This is a genomic window from Natronoarchaeum philippinense, assembly GCF_900215575.1.
Lineage (GTDB): Archaea > Halobacteriota > Halobacteria > Halobacteriales > Natronoarchaeaceae > Natronoarchaeum > Natronoarchaeum philippinense.
In genome coordinates this window covers 15,517-37,815 of sequence record NZ_OBEJ01000008.1, presented here as the reverse complement: position 1 = coordinate 37,815, position 22,299 = coordinate 15,517, and the positions used below count along the sequence as shown (strand labels likewise).

The window sequence follows — 22,299 nt, the reverse complement described above, 5'->3', positions numbered from 1 at the left end:
ACACACCCGATGAGTCCCACGCGCACGGTCGAACTCGAAGGCCACATCATCGACTCGGGGACGATGGGTCGGTGTTTCAGCCTCGTGATGGATCTGGGCGGCTCCTTCGAGGTCGAGGAGTTCGAGATCGGCCGTCACAAGCACGAAGAGTCGTACTGCCGGTTGGCGGTGTCGGCCGACAGCGAGCCCGAGCTACGGGAGATCGTCCACGAACTCCACCAGATCGGCGCGACGCTGTCGGACCCCGCCGATGCGACGCTCGAACGCGCACCGGAGGACGGCGTCGTCCCGGTCGATTTCTACTCGACGACGAACCACCCGACGGCCGTTCGGTACGAGGGCGAATGGCTCGCCGTCGAGAACGTCGAGATGGACTGTGCGCTCGTCGTCGAGCCGGGCGACTCGGGAGACGACGCCGCGCCAAGAGCGTACACCAAGGTGCTCAACGCCGTCGAAGAGGGCGATCTGATCGTGACCGGCGACACGGGAATTCGAGTCGACCCGCCCGAGCGTCCCCGCGACGGCGAGAACACGTTCGGCTTCATGCAGGGCGGCGTCTCCAGCGAGCGCCCCTCCGAGTCGCTGATCGGCGAGATCGCCGACGCCATCGCCGAGACGAAAGCCGATGGGGGCAACGTGCTCGCGGTCTGTGGACCGGCGGTCGTCCACTCCGGCGGCGCCGGCCACCTCGCGGAACTCGTGCGCGAGGGGTACGTCGACGCCATTTCGGCGGGCAACGGCTTCGCCGTCCACGACATCGAGCGCGACCTCTATGGCACCTCGCTCGGGATGGACGTAGAAACCTTAGAACACCCGCGCAAGGGCCACAAGCACCACATCTACACGATCAGCGAGATCAGCCGACAGGGCGGCATCGAGCAGGCCGTCGAGAACGGCGCCATCCAGAGCGGCGTGATGTACGAGTGTGTCACCAACGACGTGCCCTACGTGCTGGCGGGGTCGATCCGGGACGACGGCCCGCTGCCGGACACCATCACCGACTCGATCGAGGCCCAGAACGCGATCCGCGAGCAGGCCCACGACGCCGATCTGGTCATCATGCTCGCGACGCTGCTTCACTCGGTCGCGGTGGGCAACTGCCTGCCCTCGACGACGAAGCTCGTCTGCGTCGACATCAACCCCTCGACGGTCACGCAGTTGATGGACCGGGGCAGCGCGCAGGCGATCGGGATGGTCTCGGACATCGGGACGTTCCTGCCGATGCTGGCCGACGAACTCGCCGACGCGGAGTAAGTCGGACTTACAGGTCTTCTTGAGGCACGATCACGACCGGCCGAGTTGCGGCGTCGAGCACCGCTCGCGTCGTCGATCCGACGGCGCTCTCGGTGCCGGGTGCGCCGCCGCGGGCGCCCAAGACGAGTTCCTCGGCGTCCCACTCGTCGGCGGCCGCCAGCAGTTCTTCGGCGGGCGACCCAGTGCGCTGGTCGATCTCGAGCCCGGCAACGGCGCCGAGCCGAACGGTTGCGACGTTCAGCGCTTCCCGACCGTCGCGTGCGTCCTCGTCGGCCGGCGACCGAACGTGGACCGCGAGTACCGCGTCGTCGGCGTCCAGACGACCCTGTAGGTAATCACAGGCCGCTGCGGTCGTGTGTACCGAATCGGTCGCCAGAAGGTAGCGCATACAGGCGGATGGTCTCGACAGATCCTAAACGCACGGGTCGCCGCGAGTATCGCCAGCCGCCGACTGGCAACTCCGGCGAACGCCCCTGGACTGGTGTCCGAAAACCGCTCGCCGGCCCGGATTATTGTATCCGACACACCAATTATTATACTTGAAGCCTCCCTAGATCGGTCACACACCATGTCCACCGGACGGGATCACCTGTCAGCCGCGCGCCGCCCGGGGCTGATATGGTAGACGACAGACAGATCGCACAGTCGAAAGCGATCCAGCGGCAGACGGGTCGCACGTTCCACGTTGCAACGCGGTTTCTCCCCGAGCGCGTTCGCTACCCAACGTACGTACTCTATGCGTTCTTCCGGGTCGCCGACGAGATCGTCGACGACGCCGACGGCGTTCCGCCCGAAGAGCAGGCCGCCGAACTCGAATCGCTCCGGGCGCAAGCGCTCGGCGAGAAAGAACCCGAAGGGCCTGTGCTTTCGGCGTTCCGCGAGCTAGCGGTCGAGCACGACATCTCCGAGTCCGAGATCGACACGTTCGTCGACGCGATGAAATCCGACATCGACACCGACCGCTACGAGACCTACGAGGACCTCGAAGCGTACATGCGCGGGTCGGCCTCGGCCGTGGGCGTGATGATGACCGAGGTGATGGATCCCGAGCGCCGCGAGACGGCCCTGCCCCACGCCGTCGCGCTCGGCGAGGCGTTCCAGATGACGAACTTCCTCCGGGACGTTCGGGAGGACGTCGTCGACCGTGATCGGGTCTACCTGCCCGAGTCGACCCTGCGCGAGCACGGCGTCGATCCCGACCAGATCCGGCGGCTGGAGTTCTCGCCGGGCGTCGGCGACGCCGTTCGCGCCGAACTTCGCCGGACCGAACGGCTCTACCGAGAGGGCGTCGCAGGCATCAAGTATCTGCCCGACGACTGCCAGTTCCCGGTGTTGCTGGCAGCCGTGTTGTACGCCGACCACCATCGGCTGATCCGGGGATGTGAGTACGACGTGGTCAACACCGAGCCGAGCCTCTCGACGGCCCGCAAACTCTGGCTCGCCGCCCGAACGCGCTGGCACTGGCAGTGGAACCGCGATCCCGAAGCGGTGTTTCGCCGCGCGAGTGCGGTGTCGTTTCCCGACCCGCCCCGATCGGGCCGCGGAGCGGTCGACACCGCCGTGACGCCGGACTAGTTGCGGACTCGTTTTCGATCAGTCGTCTGCGGGGCCGGAGACCTGACCACCCGTCAGGCCGGCAACGTCGAACCGATCGGCACGGACCAGCACCAAAAGCAGCGCGACCGCGAGCGCGACCGGGACGTAGTTGCCGAAATAGAGGTTCACCAGCCCCCAGAGGACGCCGAAGCTGATCAGATCGTCGAGGACGTACTCGCAGCGCTCCAGACGGCGCCCGAGTTTGTCGCGGTCGAGCGAGACCGTGAGCACGGCGACCGCGACGATGCCGGAGGCGACCCAGCCGACGTAGTTCTGCGCCGGGACGCCGTAGTACGCGCCGGGCGTCTCCCAGCCCCAGAAGCCGAGCGCGACGGCGCCGGGATCGAGGACGAGGTCCATCCCGACGACGACACACAGGACCGCGAGCAGGCGCGCCCACCAGTCGAGGCGGCCGTCCGCAAGCAAGGCCACGAGCAGGTAGCTGTTGAGCAGGATCGGGAAGTAAAACACGGGAAGGGCGAGCGGAACGTCGCCCAGCAGCATCGGCCCGAGGTCGATCAGGTACTCGAACTCGCCGTAGAGGACGCCGGTGTGGACGCCGAACAGTTCGACGCCGTAGGTAAAGCCCGCGAGCACTGCGAGACCGACCAGCGCGCGCCGATCGACCAGCGGCGCCAAGCCGCCGATCAGCGGCAGGCGCATCACCAGCACCGCGCCGAGCAACAACAGCGGGTTGAACGCGATTCGCTGGGGAATGGCCCCCTCGGCAGCGGCGATCAGCAGGGCGACGCCGACCAGCGGGAACGTGATGGCGATCGTCACCCGGTTGTCCCGGACGAGGGCGTCCAGCCGGCGCTCGATCTCCTGCCGATTCATCGGCAGCAGCACCCCTCGTTCATCGGGTGACACTCCGAACGGTGAACATATCAACGCGACGGTTCCAGCGGAGGTTCGGCTTCATATGGCCAGCCCTCCCGCGAGCACCCACAGCCCGCCCATCGTCAGCGCGGCGCCGACGACGGTGTTGATCGCGGGGAACCACCAGTACGCTCGATCGACGGCGATGCCGCCGAGCGGGACGCCGACGGCCAACAGCGGGTAGACCAAAAGCGCGACGCCGAGGCGGAGATCGACCGCGCCGAACGCGGCGGCCGCCAGCGCCCACGTGAGCGCACAGTAGGCGTAGGTCGCGCGTTCTCCGAGCCGCGTCGCCGTCGTCTCGATGCCCGCTTGGCGGTCGGGCTCGATATCCGGAATCGCCGAGAACGTGTGCATCCCCATCGCCCAGAGCCAGCCGCCGGCGATCGCAAGCGTCGGCGGCTGCGCGCCGGCCAGTGCGGCGTAGGCCGCCGCGCCGGGGAGGATGTACAGCCCGTTCGAGACCGAGTCCAGCAGCGGCGTCGTCTTGAACCGCAGCGGCGGCGCGCTGTACTGCGAACCAAGGATCACGAACCCGACGAGCCAGAACTGAGCGGGATCGGGCACCAGCGCGATCAGCGCGACCGCCGCCAGCGCACAGACTGCCACGGCGTAGACGACGAAGGGCTCGCCGCCGAAGCGCGCTTCGCGGGCGTCGGCCTCCTTTTTCGGATTTTCGGCGTCGATATCGGCGTCGTACACGTCGTTGATGCCGTACAGAAACACGTTCGCCGGCAGGAGAAAGTACGCAAAGAGCGCGAGAACGAGCGGCGACGCCAGATCCGAGAGTTCGCTGGCGCCGTAGACCGCCCCGACGAGCACCGGTCCGGCGAGATACAGCCAAAAGCGCGGCCGAGAGAGCACGAACAGGCGCCGAAGCTTCGCGCCGAGCGTGGCGTACTGGCCAGTGGCCGGGTCGTCGTCGGCATCGCCGTCGGACGCGTCTGCGACGCCACGGTCGCTCGCGCCGCCGTTCTCGTCGTCGGGAGTCGGGCTCATCTTGCTACTCGCCGTAGTCCTCGACGACCTTGGCAGCAGCGTGCTCGCCGCTGATCAGACACATCGGGACGCCGATGCCGGGGTTGGTGTAGGAACCGGCGAAGTACAGCCCGTCGACGGCGTCCGACCGGTGATTCGGCCGGAATAGCGCGGTCTGGGTCAGCGTGTGGGCCATCCCGAGGGCGGTGCCGTCGTAGCTGTTGTACCGGTCAGCGAAATCCGAGACGGTGAACTGCTCCTCGACGACGATCCGGTCCCGCAGGTCGGTGCCCGTGTTCTCGCGGATGTCGTCGAGGACGAGGTCTCGGTAGCGCTCGCGGGTGGCCTCGTCGTCGTCGAGGCCGGGCGCGATCGGGACGAGCGCAAAGAGGTTGCTGTGGCCCTCGGGAGCGACCGAGTCGTCGGTCTTCGAGGGGACACAGAGGTAGTAGGCCGGATCGTCGGGCCACTCCGGCTCCTCGAAAATCTCGTCGAAGTGCTGGTGCCAGTCGGTCGGCAGCACCAGCGTATGGTGGGCGAGTTCGGGCACGTCGCCCTCGACGCCGAGATACAGCAGGAACGCCGAGGGCGCGAACGTCTTGTCGTCCCAGTAGTCGGCGTCGTACTGCCGGTTTTGCGGGTGGAGCAGCTCCTGTTCGGTGTGGGCCATGTCGGCGTCGCTGACCACGAGATCGACCTCGTGGGCGCCCCGTTCGGTCTCGACACGGAAGGCGTTCTCCCGACCTTTGATCTCGGTGACGGGTTCGCCGGTTCGGTACTCGACGCCGAGTTCGTCGCCCAACTCGACGATGCCGTCGACGACCGCGCCCATCCCGCCGTCGGGGTACCAGACGCCGAGGTTGAAATCGACGTGGCTCATCAGGTTGTACAGCGCGGGCGTGTTCGTCGGCGAGCCGCCCAAGAAGACGAGCGTGTACTGGACGATCTGTTGGAGTTTGGGGTGCTTGAAGTAGTCCTCGACGTGGTCCTGCATCGAGCCGATCAGCGAGAGCCCGCGGGCGTTCTTGATTACGTTCCGGTCGAGCCAGTCGCGGGGCCGGCTCCGGTCGGTGTAGACGAAGTGTTCCATGCCGACCTCGTAGTTCTCGCGGGACTGGTCGAGATAGCGCCCCAGCGCGTCGCCAGCGCCGTCTTCGTAGGACTCGAACGTCTCCTTGTTGGCGTCGAGGTCGGGCAGCAGATCGACCTGATCGCCGTCTTTGAAGAAGATCCGGTAGTGGGGATCGAGTCGTTCGAGATCGTAGTACTCCTCGGGATGCCGGTCGAAGTTACCGAAGAAACGCTCGAAGGCGTCGGGCATCAGATACCACGAGGGGCCCATGTCGAACCGGAACCCGTCGCGTTCGAGCCGGCTGGCCCGGCCGCCGAGCTGGTCGTTCTTCTCGATCAACATCACGTCGGCGCCGGCGTCGGCGAGGTGACAGGCGCTCGATAGTCCGCCGAACCCGCCGCCGACGACGGCGACGGAGCGGCCCGACAGCGGTTGCATGAACGGACGGTAGGGCGGACGAAAGTTAAATGCAAGTAGTCCCGGCAGGGCAGGCGGTTCACCGACCGACAGGGTTCGGATTTACGAGTCATCACACCATAGGAACGGTATGGACGACGCCACGGCTGTCGTGACAGGAGCGACGCGGGGGATCGGGCGAGCGGTGGCCGAGGAGTTCGCGGCGGCGGGCGCACACGTCGTCTGCTGTGCGCGCGAGGCCGACGACGTAGACGCGCTCGTCGAGGATATCGAGGCCGAGGGCGGAACTGTGACGGGCGTCCGTGCGGACGTACGCGACGAGTACGACGTCGAGCGCCTGCTGGGAACGGCCGTGCGAGTTGGCGGGGAGATCGATATCGTCGTCGCCTGCGCCGGCGTCTACCACGGCACTCCCGGCGAGACGCCGATCGACGACGAGGCGTACGCGGCGTACGACGATCATCTCCGGACCAACGCCCGCGGGGTGTTTGCGACGCTGCGCGAAGCAGCGCCACACCTCGCTCCAGAGGCCCGAGTGCTGGTGCCGACAGGGCGGGTTGCACGCGACGGGACGCCCGGGATCGGCTCCTACGCGGTGTCGAAGGCCGCAGCGGAAGCGATCGCACGCGGGTTCGCGGCGGACCTAGAGCAGACGGTCGGCTGCGTCGATCCGGGGCAGGTATCGACCGGCCTCTCGGGCGACGACGGGCGCGATCCCCCGGCGGTCGCACCGATGTTCCGCTGGGCCGCCGTTGACGCGCCGGCCGAAGATATCGATGGAGCGGTCGTGGGACTGCGCGAGTGGAAAACGGCGACGCGTTGACGCCAAAAAAGCCCGTTGACGAGGCCTACATGTCGCTGCGGACGTGGACCTCGCTGTCGGTAACGTCCTCGATCATGTTCTCCTGAAGCGGGTACGTGTCCTCGTCGGTGTCGCCCCAGCCGAGTTTGGACTTCAGCGAGTCCGTCAGCCCCGGATCGGGGTCGATGTGGGCCGTGCCGGCGCGTACCTCTTTGACGATGCCGATCTGGTCGCCGCGGTCGTTTACGACCTGCTTTCCCTCGTCGTCGTCGGTGATGTGTGTTCGTGCCATAGGAACTCCGGGCGGTCTCCCGCCCTGTCGGGACAGACCACGAACCTGTGCATAAACCGCAGTCGTGCTCGCTTGAAAAGTCCCGACGGCCGAAACGACGGCGAGCATCGTGACCGAAGCGACGGCGTCCCGCTCGAATGCGTCGGCACGTGAGTGAATCCCCCTCGGCTACAGTTCGCGCTCGCTCGCGGGATCGTCCAGTTCCCAGAGCAGTTCCGGCAGAAAGGCGTCGAGGTTGTCGATTACCCGGCGCTCGCTGACGTCCAACCCCTCGCAGTGCTCGTGGGCCGAGTCGCGGATGCCGACGTGCATCTCACCGTCCTCGACCGAGACGGCGAGGGGAAACACCGAACAACGCGCCGGCTTCCAGTCGTGTTCAGCGTGGAGCGAACAGAGGCCGTCGTCGCGCAGGAAGTAACACGCCTGCCCGTCCTCGCCGACGTGTTCCTCGCGGTCTTTCTCTTCCTTGCGGACGAAGTCCTGCCCGCGGAACTGCGTCGTCGTCTCGTCTAACGGAGCGCGTTCCGCGAGTTCGTAAAAGTCCTCCTCGTAGAGCAACACGCCGTGCTGACAGCACCACGTGCAGTCCTCGACACACTCGAAGGTCAGATCGGGGTCGAAGTCGACGACGATCTCCCGGCCAGGGTAGACCTCGACGCGGGAGGACTCGCCCGCGCCGGCCTCGGCGTCAGATGACACGACCGTCCATAGCGGGCCGCGAGCAAAAAGGGACGCGCTCGCGTCCGCGGGGCGAGTTCGCGCAGCGATACCGTCACATGTTGCCAAACAGTTTGATTGCCATAGTATGCCGTACTAGGGCCCTAGAATCATTTTAAATATATCCCGGATAGGCTTATATGGGAAATCGCCGAATCTTCAGGTAGCCATGAACGGCACGCAACCCACGAACTGGACCGACCCCTCGACCTGCCCGTTTTGCGACGGCGAACTGACCGACCCCGGCGCCGGCTTCATCGACCACATCCACGACAGTCCCGACTGCGAGTCGGGCTTCGACCAGTGGCGCTCGAACGTCAGCGGCGACATGGGCGGTGAGTGGTCCGGATGAGCCTCGCAAAATCGGTCGGCGAGACGCGCTCCGACGCCCTCCCCGAGACGATCGAGTCGCCGACGGCGAAGTTGGTCTACCTCGCGCTTGCGACCGACGGCGCCGCGACCGTCGACGACCTCCGGAAGCGCCTCGATGTCGGGAAACTCGTCCTGTTCGAGACGCTCGGGACGCTCGAATCGAAGGGGCTCGTCGACGCCGACGGGCGCTACTACCTGACGACGTAACTGAACCGACGACGGGTCGCTGTCTGCCGATCTGCCGGCCGCTGCGGCCGGGCTGCCGTTCTTTTCGTTTGGTGCGATGGCTTTGAGTCAGCCGACACATAGAGGTGCGAACTGAACGGAGGGGTGCTATAAAAAGGGCGTATCTCACACCAAGATTTAGATTCTTCCTCTCAAAGGGGCTGATATGGAAAATGAGCTGTCTATTCGGCAGTATCGCTCCGCTGATCACAAGCACGTACTACAACTTCATGTTGAGCCAATGGATGACGTAGATGCGTTTGTGGAAGGCGACGACAAATTAGATGCTGATCTTGAAGATATCGAATTAGCTTATCTCGATAGAGGTGGTGACTTTCTGGTTGGAGAAATCAACGGGCAAATCGCCGCGATGGGGGCGTACAAACCACCGAGCGAATATTTCACACAGTTCCTTGGTGATTTACCCGAGAAAACAGCTGAGATAACCCGAATGCGTGTTGCTTCCGAAAGCCAAGGACAAGGTTTTGGTGAGAAAATTTACGATGAACTTGAACATCGAGCACGGGACGACGGTTTTGAGACATTGATCTTGGATACGACGCATAGACAGAAAGCGGCTCAAGGGCTCTACGAAAAGAAGGATTTCCGTGAAATTAAAAGACAAGACGTAGAGTTTGACGACGACCGATTTACTATGATATTTTATAAGAAAGTCCTATGAATATCGATAGCTGCTCCGTTAACTACTTGCCCTGTACTACTCGCTGAAAGCGTCACGTCGCTCCTTCCCCAGAAATTCAATAGAACCTATCAGTACGTGATGGTCTCGAGCTCGTCAACAGCGCCAAAGTCGCCGTCGCGGGTGACCAGCGCCGCGCCGTGGTGCCGGCAGACGCCGGCGATCATCGCGTCGGCCGCATTGATCGGCGCGCCGGCTTCGAGCAACTCGGCGTGGATCTCGGCCGCCTCTCGCGTCGCGTCGGCATCGAGCGGAAGGGGCTCAGCCCATCCGAGGGCATCTGCAACCGCCCCGACGGAGTCGGTATCGGACCACGCGGCGTCCCGGTACAGTTCGAACAGAACGACGGTCGGGACGTAGTAAACCGGCTCCGACTGCGTTTCCAGAAATTCCCGAGCGGCGTCGACGCCGCGAAGGTAATCGATCAGAAACGACGAATCCAGTGCAATCATGCTCATAACCGCTCTTCACGCCGTTCGCGTCGCTCTTCGAAGCCGTCCGCGAGGTCGTCACGAGTACGGCCGGCGGCTTCTGCGAACCCGTCGTCGTCAGCGAGCAGACCGAACCCCCGCATCACGTCCTGCTCGGCCTCGGTCAACCGGAGGACGGTATCCGTGAAGCTCTCATCCTCGCGTTTGTGTGCCTTCAACCGCTCGTACGCCTCCTCTGTGATGGTCAGCGTTTTCGTCGGCATACGTGTACACGTAAACGTACACACTCGCTGTGCATAATCTCCTCGGCGATTGCCGCGGCGGTGCAACAGGCGCTGCCGGTCCCGTTTGGCACCAATATCGGCACGGCCGTCGGGACGATCGTCGCGTTCCTCACGTGCACGTGCTGGTTCTACGGTCGCTAACGGAATCGACGGGCAAACAGCAGCGCGCAGTCGGACGCCGCGGCCACGTCGGCGTCCTGACGCAAAAACGTGGGCTGCGAAATTATCCGGTGTTTTTCATGCCGGCCGCGATGCCCTTGACCGTCAGGCGCAGCGTCTGCTCTTCCAGATCCGTCCGGTGGGTCTGGCTAAGCAGGTGCGTCTGGAGCAGGTTCAGCGGGTCGACGTAGGGGTTGCGCCGGTCGAGGCTCTCGCGCAGCCAGTCGCGGTCGATCGCGTGGTCCCGACCAGTGATCTCGACGACGTGGTCGATGGCGCGCTCGTACTCGTCGGTGACGCGGGGGAAGAACTGCTCGCGCAGATCCTCGGTGGCGAGGTCGGCGTACTCGGCGGCGATCTCCATGTCGGTGCGCCCGAGCGCCATCGCGGCGTTGTCGAGTTTCGTCTGGAAGAACGGCCACTCCTCGTACATCGACTGGAGCGTCTCGACGTCGCCGCCGTCGTCGAGGTAGGCCTCGATACCGGTCGCAAGCGCGTACCAGCCCGGCAGGATACACCGGGACTGGGTCCACGAGAACACCCACGGGATCGCGCGCAGGTCCTCGACGTTGCGCTCGCCAGAGCGGGAGGCCGGGCGCGAGCCCATGTTGAGGTTCTCGATGACGGTGATCGGCGTCGCCTCCTCGAAGTACTGAACGAACCCCTCGGTTTCGAGCAGATCGCGGTACTCCTCGCGAGCGGCGTCGGCCATCTGATCCATGACGTCGAACCACTCCTCGGGCACGTCCTCGGTGGGCTGTTCCATCGAGTTCTTGCGCGCCCGGAGCTGGGCGTTGAGCATCTGCTCGACGTTGCGCTCGGCGATGCGCTGGTTGCCGTACTTCTCGGCGATGGCTTCGCCCTGTTCGGTGAACTTGACCTGCCCGGTGACCGTTGAGTTGGGCAAGGAGAGCAAGGCGTCGTTCATCGGGCCGCCGCCACGCGAGATCGAGCCGCCGCGGCCGTGGAACAGCCGCATCGTCACGTCGAAGTCGTCGCAGATCTCGGCGAGACGCCGCTGATTCTTGTACAGCGACCAGTTGGCGGCGAGGAAGCCGTTCTCCTTGTTGGAGTCGGAGTAGCCCAGCATGATCTCCTGGGTGTTGTTCCGAGCTTCCAAGGCCATCTCGTAGGCCTCGTTCTCGTAGAGCGTGCCCATGATCCGGCGGGCGCCCGAGAGCGCGCGCTCGGTTTCCAGCAGCGGGACGATGTCGAGCCCGCAGTGGCCGGGGAGTTCGACGACATCGGCCTGATCCGCGAGGAACAGCACCTCCATGACGTGGCTGGGTTCGTCGGTCATCGAGACGGCGTACGTGTCGATCGCCTCGATGCCGTACTCCTCCTGCCAGTCGGCCAGTCGATCGAACCGTTCGAGGACGCGCGCGGCGTCGTCCGAAAGCTCCTCCTGATCGCCGAGGTCGATCACGCGCTCGTCCTGTAGGATGGCGTCCGTGAGGGTCTCGACGCGCTCGTCTTCGTCCATCGCCTCGTAGTCGATGCCCTCGCGGTCGAGCGCCTCGGAGACGGCCGCCGTGTGCATCTTCTGGTGGTCGCGCAGGTCGAGGCTGGCGAGGTTGAACCCGAACGTGTTGAGCTGGCGGGCCAGCGGATCGACGTGGGCTTCGGCGACCGAGTCGGCGCCGTTGGCGCGCAGGCTCTCGGCGAGCACGTCGAGGTCGTCGGCCATCTCGTCGGCGTCCTCGTAGCCGCCGGGACGAACGTCGCCGACGCGGCGAAGCCGCTCGCGCATCAGCTTGAGCTTCTGGCGGTAGGGCTCGTCGGGGTAGCGCTCCTCGATCTCCTCGGCGACGCCGGGCAGGCGCTCGATGTCGGCCGCGATCGACTTCTCGAAGCGCTCGCCGACTTCGATCCGGTGGCCGTCTTGGCTCAGGACACCAGAGAGGCGCTTGAGTTGGCCGCGATATCGATCGAGGACGACCTCGCGCTGGCGTTCGAGCGTGTTCTCGGTGACCTCCGGCGTCACGAAGGGGTTGCCGTCGCGGTCGCTGCCGGCCCACGATCGGAACTCGAACAGCTTGGGAACGTCGAGGTCCTCGTCGAACTCGTCGTCGAGCGCGTCTTCGAGTTCGTCGTACACCTCGCCGACGATGTCGAACAGCGTGTTTTCGAGGTACCACTGGACGTTCCGGGCCTCGTCTTCGGGCTCGGGACGGCGGTTGCGAACCTGGGGCGTCTGCCAGAGGCTCGTGACCTCGGCGTCGATGTCGCGCTCGACCTGACCCTGTTCCTTACTGGTGAGGCGTCGCTCGTCCAGCGTTTCGAGGTGGTTGGCGACCGAACGCAGTTTCGCCTTGACCGTCTTGCGCCGCGCCTCGGTCGGGTGGGCGGTAAAGGTCGGCTCGATGAGCACGTCGTCGAGGACCTGCTGGGCCTCGTCGGCGTCCATCTCGGACAGCTCCTCGGACGCGGTCTCGAGGCTGTCTTCGAGCGTGCCCTCTTGGGAACCCGTCCGAATCGAGCGAACCCGCTCGCGCTCTTCGGCGAGGTTGATCAGCTCGAAGTAGGTCGTGAACGCGCGGGCGACGATGCTCTCCCGATCGGGCGTGAGCCCGTTGAGTTCGTCGTGGAGCGGCTGTCGGGAGTCGAGTTCGTCGTCCCGATAGTCGATCGCCGACGTGCGCAGCGTCTCGACCGTCTCGAAGGCCGACCGTGAGGTCTGGTCTTCGAGTACGTCGCCGAGCAACGCGCCGAGTTCGCGCACGTCCTGTCTGACGTCCCTGTCGTGTAATCGCATATCTCCCGCATGTAACCCCTCGGGCTAAAACGCTCCGGAACGTATTACCGAAAGCGCCGGATATAGCGGTCGATCGTGGAAGATTCGCTTGCAGTCGCCAGCGCGTCCGCTCCCAGCGCCTGCTTGCACCGGACTCGACGCTCGCAACACCGTTCAGAAGTCGTCGGCAATCGTCACTCGATGACCATCGGTGATCGTCACCGTTCGGCCCTCGTACTCGAAGTCGACCCGCACGTCGGCGTCTGACTCCTGTAACAGGCTGGTGAGGGCGTCCGGATCGACGGCGAAGTACAGGGGCGTGAGATCGGAAATCTCCACCCCGCCGGTGCTGGCGACGCCGTCGAGGAGGCGGCGCGTGATGGCGACATCGATGGGGGGTTGCTCGGAACGAGCCATTAGACGCTCTCGTACACAGTGAACCGTAAAGCCGGGACACCGTTCAACGATCACCCGAGCGACCCGTTCGCTGACGGAGTGCTCTGTACGAGCCTACCGAAAATAACGATCGACGCGGGGCCGGACCACCGACCGCAAATAGCGGCTTACGTTCGCTTCTTCAGGGCCTGCTCGGCGCGATCGAGCAGATTCTCGGCCTTCTCGATGGCCCGAGCTTTCTTGCCTGTCGCGTCACGCCTCGCCGACTCCAGTTCGTGACGAAGGTCGTCGGTGGCGCTCTCGACGGCGTCGGTTGCCCAACTGTCGTCGCCACTCTTGGAACTGGTTTCGGTGGACATTGCACCCGCAGGTTTTCGGCGCAAAAATGAAAAAAGTGGTGGCGACTTCCGACCGTGCCGGCGAGCACAGTCGGCTCAGTCGAGCACAGCCCGCTCAGTTGTACTCCCGCCAGCGGTGCCCACACTCTTTGCATTTGAAGAAGCGCGTGGGCGGTTCGTCGGCCGAGCCGGTCTGTTTGATCGTGTACCAAGCGACGCCGTGGCCACACTCGTCGCAGTGAACGTCGTCGCTGGTCGGCTTGCCCTCGAACTCGGCGCCCTCTTCGGTTTCGATGAGTTCGTCGCCGCTCTGGGCCTCCGTCGAGACGAACGACTCGGCAAGATCGTCGTCGCGCTCGGTGGTGGCGCCACAGTCGTCGTTCGTACAGACCATCTCGCCGTCGACTGACTTCATCATCGAACCGCAGGCGTCGCAAAACTGCATGTGTTCGGCTACGGGACTGACGATGAAAAACGGCCCGTTCCGATGGTGTCGGGATGCCGCAGTGTGCTTGCCGAGTCCGCACTCGCTACAGATCGCCGAGTCGCTCTTCTTCGGCGACTTTCGGACAGTTGCGCACCCGGAAGTTGTCGGTGTCGACCAGTTCGAGGATTTCGGTGCCGTCGTGCTCGCAACCGACGGCGGGCGGTTCGGCGAAGAACTCGCACTGCTGGCAGAAACTCGCCTTCTCGATGACCTGCTCGTCGTCGGCGTCGGCAGTCACGTCGACATCGATGCCACCGGACTCGACGTGGTCCCAGACCGCATCGACATCGAGATCAGCGACATCCTCGCTGGTGAACAGGTCGTCGAGATCGTCTGGGTCGGCGTCACCGCGACGCCGATCGACCTCCGCCGCGAGATCGCCGAGCGGTCCCTCGCGGCTCGGGTCCGAAGCTGTCTCACCCGGCAGCGGCGGGAGATCGGTGTCCGCGTCGTCGGAGGCAGGGACCGAGGAGACATCGTCAGTGGCCCCACCGTCGGCGTCAGTCGTCTCGGTGTCGGCGTCGTCATCGTCGCGGACGCTCGCGGCGAGGTCGGCGAGCGGCTCGTCCGGGAGGTCGTCCTCGGACTCCTCGCTCATGGTTCACCGCCGTCAGTTCGCTCTGTTTCCTGACGTGCATCGCTGGACGATAGCTCGTCCCCGTCACTGGCTCTCTCGCCGCCGTCGGTCGTCGCCCATTCGATGCCGTCGGGCACGTCTCGGTCCTCCTCGACGATCGAATCGAGGTCGACGTTCAGATCGTCGCTCTGATCGTCGCTACCGGCCAGCGCGGGCGGATCGCCCGTTTCGAGCACGTTCGGTTTGAGGAAACGCGAGCCGGGACGAACGTCGGTGAAGCGAGTAGCGCAGTGGGGACACTCCGGCGCGGTCAGCATCGCCACGTCGACGGAGGCCTCGCAGGCGTCACACTCGGCGGTTCGGACGCCGTACTGGGCGGCCGCGTGCTTGAGTTCGCGGACGCGCTCCCGACGCACGCGGTCGGCCGCGATGCGTTCGAACTCCGATCGGAGTTCGATCACCGCGCGAGCCAGCGTGTCGGTCCGCTCGCGGAGCGCGCCGGTTTCGTCGGTCAGGTACTCCAGAATGTCCTCGTAATTATCGAAGCCGGTGGCGAGTTTGTCCTCGGCGGCAGCGACGGCGTCGTCCAGTTCGGCCAGTCGATCCGCGGCCTCGGCGGTGCGCTGTTCGAGGTCGTCGACGCGGTCGGCGACCTCGGGGTGGTCGTGGTCGCGGTCGGCCTTCTGGTCCGTCTCGCGCTTGAGTTGGATGACTCGCTTGCGTACGTCGTCCAGAAGATCGCGAAATTCGGCATCGAGTTGGTCGACGCGCTCGTCGACGGCGTCGTCGCGGGGTGCCAGTTCGTCGGGATCGGGGCCCTCGCCGTTTGCCAGTTCGTAGTGGGCAGCGAGGAGTCGCCGTGCGACATCGTCGGGGGTTTCGCCGTTGCTGGTCCTGTCGCCGAGCCAGTCGCGTACGTCGGCGGGAAGCGCAACCGAGACCTCTTCGGACCCCGACTTGTCGCTCGCCATTCATCGCGTATTGGAGCACGACCATCTTAAGGGTTAGGTGCAGGACCACGCCTGCCGGTAGGAACAGCCTACCAACGCGTCCGATAACAGTCGGATCAGTGACATCCGCAGTCAGCGTATCTTGCGCACGTCGCTGATGTCGAAGCCGGCGTCGTTGATCTCGGTCTCGAAGCGGATGATGTTCTCGGCCTCCAATCGCGAGAGGACGCCGCGGAACTGCTTGACGACCATCGTCCGGTCGCGCTCGCTGCCGCCGCTTGCCCACTCGAACAGCATGGCGCCGTCGGTCGCCGCCATCAGTTGGCCGAGTTGCGTATCGGTGAGCGTGTCGACGGTGACCAAAAGCAATATCAGCCCTCCCCAGCGGTTCGAGGCCCGCTTGAGCCCCTTGAGCAGCATCGGCACGTCATCCCACTGAAGCTGGTCGTCGAGGCTGAGCAGGTCGGTGATCGAGTCGATGACGACGAGGCTGTCCTCGGCGTGGTCGTTGAGGTAATCCCCGAGCGCGTCGAGTACGTCCTTGCGGTCGTGGTCGGCGCCGAGCGAGGTGATGCTCTGGGTCATCGAGGAGTACCACTCGGTCGGCACCTGACTCAGCTGGAAGTACTCCGAGGAGAGATCGACGAAGTCGATCGGATCGGTAGCGGCGTCGACGAGATCGGTCTCCATCGCGTAGCGCATCTCCTCGGTCAGTTCGGGTTCGCTGGCCGTAAAGGAGAGATAGCGAACGCCAGCAGGTAGTCGGGTTCGGTCGTGGAGGCCGCCGTAGTAGAGATCGAACTGCTCCTCGTCGGCGTGTGCGAGTCCGTTCATCACCGCGCTGGTGTAGATGAACTCCCGAGCGCCGGCGCCGACCTCGCCGGCCACCAGCACGACGCTCCCCGGCGGTGCGCCACCGCCGATCATCGAGTCCAGCCGAGAGATGCCGAACGGAACGCGAGCCATACCCCGACGTTGGACCGGGGTAGGTTAGACCTTGTGGGTGTGGCGCTCGGACCGCGCCGAATCAGTCGGTCGTCGACGCCGGAATCGGGGACGGCGACTCCCCGTCATCGGGGTCGGCGTTCGTCGTCTCGGCGCCGGTCGCTTCGGACGCGCCGGCGTCGCCGAGGTCTGGGCCGTCGTTTCGCGTCAGAGTTCTATCGTCGTCCCGGGGCGGAGTTCGGTCATCGTCGAAGTCGCCGCCGTCGACCGACGCGCGCGTCTCGAACCGCTCGAGCGCGTCACGCAGGCTATCGGCGCGGTCGGCGAGTCCGGAGGCGTTGTCCGCGACTTCGACCATCGTCGAGGTCTGCTCTTCGGCGGCGGCCGCGACCGTCTCGGCCTCGGCGGTCGTCGCCTCGCTGACCGTCGCTGCCTCGTCGGCCATCGAGACGACCTCCTCGGTGGTGGCGGCCTGCTGGCTCGTCGCCGCGCGGATCTCTTGGACGCCCTGGTTGGTCGCCGCGGCGTGCTCGTCGATCCCCTCGAACGCGTCGGCGGCGTCGCGGACGGTCGCCGCGCTGTCGCGGATGTCGTCGGCTGCGGCCCGCACTTCCGACGCCGTCCGGGTGGTCTGGTCGCGGATCGACTCGATCCGCTCCTCGATGTCGGTGGCGGCCGCCTTGGTCTCGTCGGCGAGCGACCGCACCTCGTCGGCGACGACGCCGAAACCCTCGCGGTCGCCGTCACCCGTGCGAGCGGCCTCGATGCTGGCGTTGAGCGCGACCAGATTCGTCTGCTCGGCCAGCTCGGTGATCAGTTCGACGACGTCCTCGATCTCCTCCATCTCGGACTGGAGATCGTCGATAGCTTCGACGGCGTCCCGCGAGGAGTGCTCGACGGCGTCCATCTCCGCGATGGCGTCCTCGGCGGCGTCGCGCCCCTCACGGCCGGTCTCGGCGGTCTGCTCGGCGATGTCTGCGACTTCCTCCGCCGAGGTTGCGACCTGCTGAACCGACGCCGCGAGCGTCTGCATCTCCGCGGAGACGGTCTCGTACTGGGCGTGCTGGCGCTCGGCGCCCTCGGAGATCTCCTGAATCGAGTCGGTGACCCGTTCAGAGGCGTCCCGCACGTCGGCGGCGCCCGCAGTCACCTGCTCGCTGCGGACCGCGACGTCCTCGGCGAACCGGGCGACGCCGGCGACGGTCGCCTCTAACTGGTCGAGCATGTCGTTGAACTCCCGACCGACCGTCGCCATCGCCTCGCTCTCGTCGTCGGGGTCGATCCGGCGGGTGAGGTCGCCGTCGGCACACGCCGACATGACGGCGCCGTACTCGTCGGCGGTCGTTTCGAGATTCCGGGCGAACTGTTCGGACTCGGCACGCTGGCGGTCGGCCGCCTCGCGCGCACTCTCTGCTGCGCGTATCTGTTCGCGTAATGAGTCACGCATGCTTCCGAAGGCGTCGTACAGCCGGCCGAACTCGTCGGTGCGCTCCGTTTCGAGGTCGACATCGAGGTCGCCGGCTTCGAGGGCGGCCGCCCGGTCCGAAAGGTCCCGAACCGAGCGCACCGTGTTGCGCCCGATCGTGAGCGCGATCGCCAGCGCGCCGCCGGTGGCGACCAGCACCATCGCAAGGATGCCCCGCGAGATGTCCGACTGCAGGGCGTAGGCCGCCGCCGTCGGCACGCTGGCGGTGGTCGTCCAGTCGGCTTCGGTCAGGCCAGCGTACCCGACCGCCTGCTGGGCGCCGTCGTCGCCGATTGCGGTGAAAAAGCCGCCGCCGTCCGGCCGGTCGCCCGCGTCGACGCCGGCCGACTGGAGCAGCCGCGACTCGTCGAGCGCAAGTACAACTGTTCCCGAGTCGTTGACGACGACCGTCTCGCCGTCGCTGCGCCGCTGGAGCGTCGCCTCCGAGAGCGTCGCGGCGTCGATGACCGACACCACGGCGCGGTGCTCGTCGGTCTCGACGTTGCTGACGAACAGGAAGACGGCCGATCCGTCCGGTCCCGCGCGGAACAGTTCCGAACGGGAGACGGTCGCCGTCGTGACCGTCGTGCTCGGGTCGTTGAGCGCCCGCACCCGCTCGTGACTGGCCGAACGAAGCGAGCCGCCCGTGGCGATTAGGCCGTGGCCGTACACGTCGAGCACCGCGCCGGAGGTGACGTTCACGTGGTAGGCACCCCTGACGCTGTCGTGCTGGTCGACGGTAGTCGCAAGCCGGGCCTGAATCTCGTCGCCGTCGTCGATCCGCAGCGAGTGCGAGCTGGCGAGTTTCGACTGCTGGAACCGGGTATCCTCCAGCCACTGGTCGATCCGGTCGGCCTCGCTGGTCGCGGCTGTCTCTAGCTCCTGCTGGGTGTCTTGGCGCAGGGTGTCGCCGGTGTGAGCGTAGACGACGCCGCCGACGGCGCTCACGAGCAAGATGACGGCGACCAGCGCGGCGCCGACCTTCAGCGGGTAGCTGTTCCGTACCGAATCGGGGAGGAGCCCCCGGAGCCGAGATAGCATCGAGTCGACGACGGTAGCATACTTACCTTATGCTTTATAATTTTGCAACGTTGATAGTAATAGCGCGACCGAGCGGTACGTAGAGTGCTGTACGGCGTCGGGTCGGCGCCGTCGGTATCAACGCTCGGTAACTGCACCCTCGTTGCGAACGCCCGCAGCGAGCACCCGCCCGTCGACGCTCGCGGCGTCGAGCGCGTCCCGGGCCGCGGCTTTCGCCTGTCCGACCGAGTCGCGGTCGGTCAGCCCGTAGACGATCGGTCCCCACGAGGACTGGCCGACGCCGGAGACGACAGGGTGTTCGCCCAGTTCCTCGACGATCCGGCCGACCGGCGGGCGGAACACGCCGCCCTGCGCGTCGGTGTACCACGCGCCGTTGAGCCGCCCGATCTCGGCGACCGCGGCGCCGAACGCCTCGCGTCGACCGGCCGCGGCAGCGGGCAGGAGCCGACGGGTGAGGACGGCGCTGATCTCGTCGGCCAGCGCGGGATCGGCGTCCTCGACGACCGAGCGCATGCTTGAGTCCTCGTCGTCGCCGCTCCGCCCGGGATCGGCGTCCGGCAGCACGAGCACGAACCGCCAGTCGTCGGGCAGGTCGTGGCGCGCGGTGACCGGGGGTACCGTCCACTCGCCGTCGGCCGGCCGGTCGGTGGTGAACTGGCTGGTGGGATGGCCGCCGTCGACGACGAAGCCGCCGCGCTCGAAGCCGGCGACGCCGACGCCGCTGCGCCCGCCCCGACCGAGTTTCGGCGCCGCCGCGCGCACGTCGACCGGCCGGTCGTGCGCCGCGGCGACGGCGGCGTACACCGCGAGCGCGAACTGCGTGCCGCTGCCGAGGCCGACGTGTCTGGGAAACCGTTCGCGGACCGTGACGGCGACGCCGGGCACGCCGAGTAGATCGACGGCTCTGCGGGCGTGCTCGCTGGCGACGGCGGTCGCGTCGGGGCCGTCGGCGTCGTCGCGGACGGAAACCTCCTCGGCGCGCTCGGCGGTCACGACGAAGGCCGGCCGGTCGAGCGCGACGCCGATGCCGCCGTAGAGTCGCTGGTGGGCCAGCGAGAGGTTCTGGAAGCCGAAGTGGAGCCGAGCGGTCGCCTCGACTCGCGCGTCAGTCATGGCGAGGCGTTGGCAGTCGCGCGAAAAGGGGGTTTCGACGGTGGCAACGTCCGTCGGCGATGACGCTGGCCGGCGGCGCCGTGACGCGTCGGCGGTGACGGCGCCCGTCGGCGTCGGGCAGAACAGGGGAAAACACGTTCGTGTGAAGTGACTTAAGGTGACGGAGGAAAACCTACAGCACATGAGCCAGCAGGAAGAGCCACACCACGCCGACAAAGACCCCGACCTCCGGAGCACCGAGGTCACCCAAGGGGTCGAGAAAGCGCCCCACCGGGCGATGTTCCGGGCGATGGGCTACGACGACGAGGACTTGGCCGCGCCGATGGTCGGCGTGGCGAACCCAGCGGCGGACATCACGCCGTGTAACGTCCACCTAGACGATGTCGCAGACAGCGCCTACGAGGCAGTCGATGCCGCCGACGGAATGCCGATCGAGTTCGGCACGATCACGATCTCCGACGCCATCTCGATGGGGACCGAGGGGATGAAGGCGTCGCTGACCTCCCGGGAGGTCATCGCCGACTCGGTCGAGCTCGTTTCCTTCGGCGAGCGCATGGACGGGCTCGTGACGATCGGCGGCTGCGACAAGAACATGCCCGGCATGATGATGGCGATGATCCGCACCGACCTGCCCTCCGTGTTCCTCTACGGCGGGTCGATCATGCCCGGCGAACACGAGGGCCGTGAGATCACCGTCCAGAACGTGTTCGAGGGCGTCGGCGCCGTCGCGCAGGGCGAGATGAGCGAGGACGAACTCGACGAGATGGAACGGCACGCCTGCCCCGGCGCCGGCTCCTGCGGCGGGATGTTCACCGCCAACACGATGGCGTCGGTCGCCGAGGCGCTCGGGCTGGCGCCGCTTGGCGCCGCCGGCCCGCCCGCCGAACACGAGGATCGCTACGAGGTCGCCGAGCGCGCCGGCGAGCTCGCCGTCGACGCGATCGAGAACGACCGCAAGCCCAGCGACATCCTCACGAAGAAGTCCTTCGAGAACGCGATCGCGCTGCAGGTCGCCGTCGGCGGGTCGACCAACGCCGTGCTCCACCTGCTGGCGATGGCCGCCGAGGCCGGGGTCGACCTCTCGATCGAGGAGTTCGACGAGATCAGCCAGCGCACGCCCAAGATCGCCGACCTCCAGCCCGGCGGCACGCGCGTGATGAACGATCTTTACGAGATCGGCGGCGTCCCCGTCGTCCTCCGACGCCTGCTCGACGCCGGGCTGCTCCACGGCGACCAGCTCACGATCACCGGCCGGACGATCGCCGAAGAGCTCGAACACCTCGAATCGCAGGGCGAACTGCCCGACGACGAGGAGATCGAGGCCGACTTCCTCTACACAGTCGACGAGCCCAAAAACGAGGAAGGCGCCATCCGCATCCTGACTGGCAACCTCGCACCGGGCGGCTCCGTGCTCAAGGTCACGGGCGACGACGACCTCCACCACGAGGGCCCTGTCCGCGTGTTCGAGGGCGAGGAAGACGCCATGAAGTACGTCCAAGAGGGCAACGTCGAATCGGGCGACGTCATCGCAATCCGGAACGAAGGCCCACGGGGCGGCCCCGGCATGCGCGAGATGCTCGGCGTCACCGCCGCAGTCGCCGGACAGGACCACGCCGAGGACGTGGCGCTGATCACCGACGGCCGCTTCTCGGGCGCGACCCGTGGATTCTCGATCGGCCACGTCGCCCCCGAGGCCTACACGGGCGGTCCGATCGGCGCGCTCGAAGACGGCGACGTCATCACCGTCGACATCGCCGACCGCACCCTCGAAGTCGACCTCACCGACGAGGAGATCGAGCGCCGCCTCGAAGAACGCGACGAGCCCGAGCCAAACTACACCAGCGGCGTGATGGCGAAGTACGGCCAGTCGTTCGGCTCGGCCGAAAACGGCGCGGTGACCAACCCCGGCGCGAAAGAGGACTGAGCGCGGGCGTCCGGCGGCATCGCCGCCGGTTCACCGCGAGCGACCACGGGAGCGAGCGGATTTTTGGCCCAGATTTTTGCGTCGAGTGGTGCGCGAGCGAAGTGAGCGAGCGCACCCGAGGCGGAAAAAGGTGGGACTGAACCCCGGCGCG

General features: G+C 66.2%; 24 protein-coding genes. 7 read left to right on the top strand and 17 right to left on the bottom strand.

Features of this window, described 5'->3' with window-relative positions; genetic code table 11:
* Positions 1-9: 9 nt before the first annotated feature.
* A complete protein-coding gene (locus CRO01_RS15695; protein ID WP_097010119.1) occupies positions 10-1,254 on the top strand; it encodes an ornithine cyclodeaminase in 1,245 nt (414 codons plus the stop codon).
* 7 nt (positions 1,255-1,261) lie between these two features.
* Here the strand turns inward: CRO01_RS15695 and CRO01_RS15690 are convergent, their stop codons facing one another.
* Positions 1,262-1,642, bottom strand: coding sequence for a universal stress protein (locus tag CRO01_RS15690; protein ID WP_097010118.1), 381 nt, complete (start codon positions 1,640-1,642; stop codon positions 1,262-1,264).
* A 230-nt stretch (positions 1,643-1,872) separates the two neighbouring features.
* Between CRO01_RS15690 and CRO01_RS15685 the strand changes: the two genes are divergently transcribed.
* The gene (locus CRO01_RS15685) at positions 1,873-2,829 is read left to right on the top strand and encodes a phytoene/squalene synthase family protein (protein WP_097010117.1); all 957 of its coding nucleotides are present in this window, start codon (positions 1,873-1,875) and stop codon (positions 2,827-2,829) included.
* An 18-nt stretch (positions 2,830-2,847) separates the two neighbouring features.
* On the opposite strand, the gene cruF is transcribed toward CRO01_RS15685, so the two are convergent.
* From cruF to CRO01_RS15670, 3 genes are all read right to left on the bottom strand, one after another.
* Positions 2,848-3,687, bottom strand: coding sequence for a bisanhydrobacterioruberin hydratase (cruF, locus tag CRO01_RS15680; RefSeq protein ID WP_097010137.1), 840 nt, complete (start codon positions 3,685-3,687; stop codon positions 2,848-2,850).
* Between the two features lie 81 nt (positions 3,688-3,768).
* Entirely contained in the window at positions 3,769-4,728 is a 960-nt protein-coding gene (locus tag CRO01_RS15675; protein ID WP_097010116.1) for a prenyltransferase, read from the bottom strand.
* 4 nt (positions 4,729-4,732) lie between these two features.
* A complete protein-coding gene (locus CRO01_RS15670; RefSeq protein WP_097010115.1) occupies positions 4,733-6,217 on the bottom strand; it encodes a phytoene desaturase family protein in 1,485 nt (494 codons plus the stop codon).
* Positions 6,218-6,326: 109 nt separating this feature from the next.
* Between CRO01_RS15670 and CRO01_RS15665 the strand changes: the two genes are divergently transcribed.
* Complete coding sequence (locus tag CRO01_RS15665) at positions 6,327-7,019, top strand: SDR family NAD(P)-dependent oxidoreductase (protein ID WP_097010114.1); 693 nt, start codon at positions 6,327-6,329, stop codon at positions 7,017-7,019.
* Between the two features lie 25 nt (positions 7,020-7,044).
* Here the strand turns inward: CRO01_RS15665 and CRO01_RS15660 are convergent, their stop codons facing one another.
* Both CRO01_RS15660 and CRO01_RS15655 read right to left on the bottom strand, forming a co-directional pair.
* On the bottom strand, positions 7,045-7,290 hold the full coding sequence (locus CRO01_RS15660) for a hypothetical protein (protein WP_097010113.1): 246 nt from the start codon (positions 7,288-7,290) through the stop codon (positions 7,045-7,047).
* Between the two features lie 168 nt (positions 7,291-7,458).
* A complete protein-coding gene (locus tag CRO01_RS15655; protein ID WP_097010112.1) occupies positions 7,459-7,989 on the bottom strand; it encodes a hypothetical protein in 531 nt (176 codons plus the stop codon).
* A 187-nt stretch (positions 7,990-8,176) separates the two neighbouring features.
* On the opposite strand from CRO01_RS15655, the gene CRO01_RS15650 reads away from it, so the two are divergent.
* From CRO01_RS15650 to CRO01_RS15640, 3 genes are all read left to right on the top strand, one after another.
* The gene (locus CRO01_RS15650) at positions 8,177-8,359 is read left to right on the top strand and encodes a DUF7501 family protein (protein ID WP_097010111.1); all 183 of its coding nucleotides are present in this window, start codon (positions 8,177-8,179) and stop codon (positions 8,357-8,359) included.
* Positions 8,356-8,586, top strand: a complete 231-nt coding sequence (locus tag CRO01_RS15645; protein WP_097010110.1) for a helix-turn-helix domain-containing protein — start codon at positions 8,356-8,358, stop codon at positions 8,584-8,586. Before CRO01_RS15650 ends, CRO01_RS15645 begins: the two co-directional genes overlap by 4 nt.
* Positions 8,587-8,770: 184 nt before the next feature.
* Positions 8,771-9,286: a GNAT family N-acetyltransferase gene (locus CRO01_RS15640; RefSeq protein WP_097010109.1), complete on the top strand. Its 516-nt coding sequence runs from the start codon at positions 8,771-8,773 to the stop codon at positions 9,284-9,286.
* An 89-nt stretch (positions 9,287-9,375) separates the two neighbouring features.
* Here CRO01_RS15640 and CRO01_RS15635 read toward each other — a convergent pair whose 3' ends face one another.
* The 11 genes from CRO01_RS15635 to CRO01_RS15585 all read right to left on the bottom strand — a co-directional run bounded on the left by CRO01_RS15635 (position 9,376) and on the right by CRO01_RS15585 (position 20,224).
* On the bottom strand, positions 9,376-9,756 hold the full coding sequence (locus CRO01_RS15635; protein WP_097010108.1) for a type II toxin-antitoxin system VapC family toxin: 381 nt from the start codon (positions 9,754-9,756) through the stop codon (positions 9,376-9,378).
* A gap of 2 nt (positions 9,757-9,758) precedes the next feature.
* Positions 9,759-9,998, bottom strand: coding sequence for an antitoxin VapB family protein (locus tag CRO01_RS15630; RefSeq protein WP_097010107.1), 240 nt, complete (start codon positions 9,996-9,998; stop codon positions 9,759-9,761).
* A 244-nt stretch (positions 9,999-10,242) separates the two neighbouring features.
* On the bottom strand, positions 10,243-12,933 hold the full coding sequence (gene ppc, locus CRO01_RS15625; RefSeq protein WP_097010106.1) for a phosphoenolpyruvate carboxylase: 2,691 nt from the start codon (positions 12,931-12,933) through the stop codon (positions 10,243-10,245).
* A 153-nt stretch (positions 12,934-13,086) separates the two neighbouring features.
* Positions 13,087-13,329 carry a HalOD1 output domain-containing protein gene (locus CRO01_RS15620; RefSeq protein WP_097010105.1) on the bottom strand — a complete coding sequence of 81 codons (243 nt, stop codon included), beginning with the start codon at positions 13,327-13,329 and terminating at the stop codon, positions 13,087-13,089.
* Positions 13,330-13,475: 146 nt separating this feature from the next.
* Complete coding sequence (locus tag CRO01_RS15615) at positions 13,476-13,667, bottom strand: hypothetical protein (RefSeq protein WP_097010104.1); 192 nt, start codon at positions 13,665-13,667, stop codon at positions 13,476-13,478.
* A gap of 94 nt (positions 13,668-13,761) precedes the next feature.
* Positions 13,762-14,091, bottom strand: coding sequence for a transcription factor S (locus CRO01_RS15610; RefSeq protein WP_097010103.1), 330 nt, complete (start codon positions 14,089-14,091; stop codon positions 13,762-13,764).
* A gap of 85 nt (positions 14,092-14,176) precedes the next feature.
* On the bottom strand, positions 14,177-14,731 hold the full coding sequence (locus CRO01_RS15605; protein ID WP_097010102.1) for a hypothetical protein: 555 nt from the start codon (positions 14,729-14,731) through the stop codon (positions 14,177-14,179).
* Positions 14,728-15,681 (bottom strand): hypothetical protein, encoded by a 954-nt coding sequence (locus CRO01_RS15600; protein WP_097010101.1) that lies wholly within the window; start codon positions 15,679-15,681, stop codon positions 14,728-14,730. Before CRO01_RS15600 ends, CRO01_RS15605 begins: the two co-directional genes overlap by 4 nt.
* 111 nt (positions 15,682-15,792) lie before the next feature.
* On the bottom strand, positions 15,793-16,626 hold the full coding sequence (locus CRO01_RS15595) for an RAD55 family ATPase (RefSeq protein ID WP_097010100.1): 834 nt from the start codon (positions 16,624-16,626) through the stop codon (positions 15,793-15,795).
* Between the two features lie 61 nt (positions 16,627-16,687).
* Positions 16,688-19,111 (bottom strand): methyl-accepting chemotaxis protein, encoded by a 2,424-nt coding sequence (locus CRO01_RS15590; protein WP_097010099.1) that lies wholly within the window; start codon positions 19,109-19,111, stop codon positions 16,688-16,690.
* Between the two features lie 117 nt (positions 19,112-19,228).
* A complete protein-coding gene (locus CRO01_RS15585) occupies positions 19,229-20,224 on the bottom strand; it encodes a beta-ribofuranosylaminobenzene 5'-phosphate synthase family protein (RefSeq protein WP_097010098.1) in 996 nt (331 codons plus the stop codon).
* 181 nt (positions 20,225-20,405) lie between these two features.
* Here CRO01_RS15585 and ilvD point away from each other — a divergent pair, with 181 nt between their 5' ends.
* A complete protein-coding gene (gene ilvD, locus CRO01_RS15580; protein WP_097010097.1) occupies positions 20,406-22,148 on the top strand; it encodes a dihydroxy-acid dehydratase in 1,743 nt (580 codons plus the stop codon).
* Positions 22,149-22,299: the final 151 nt, after the last annotated feature.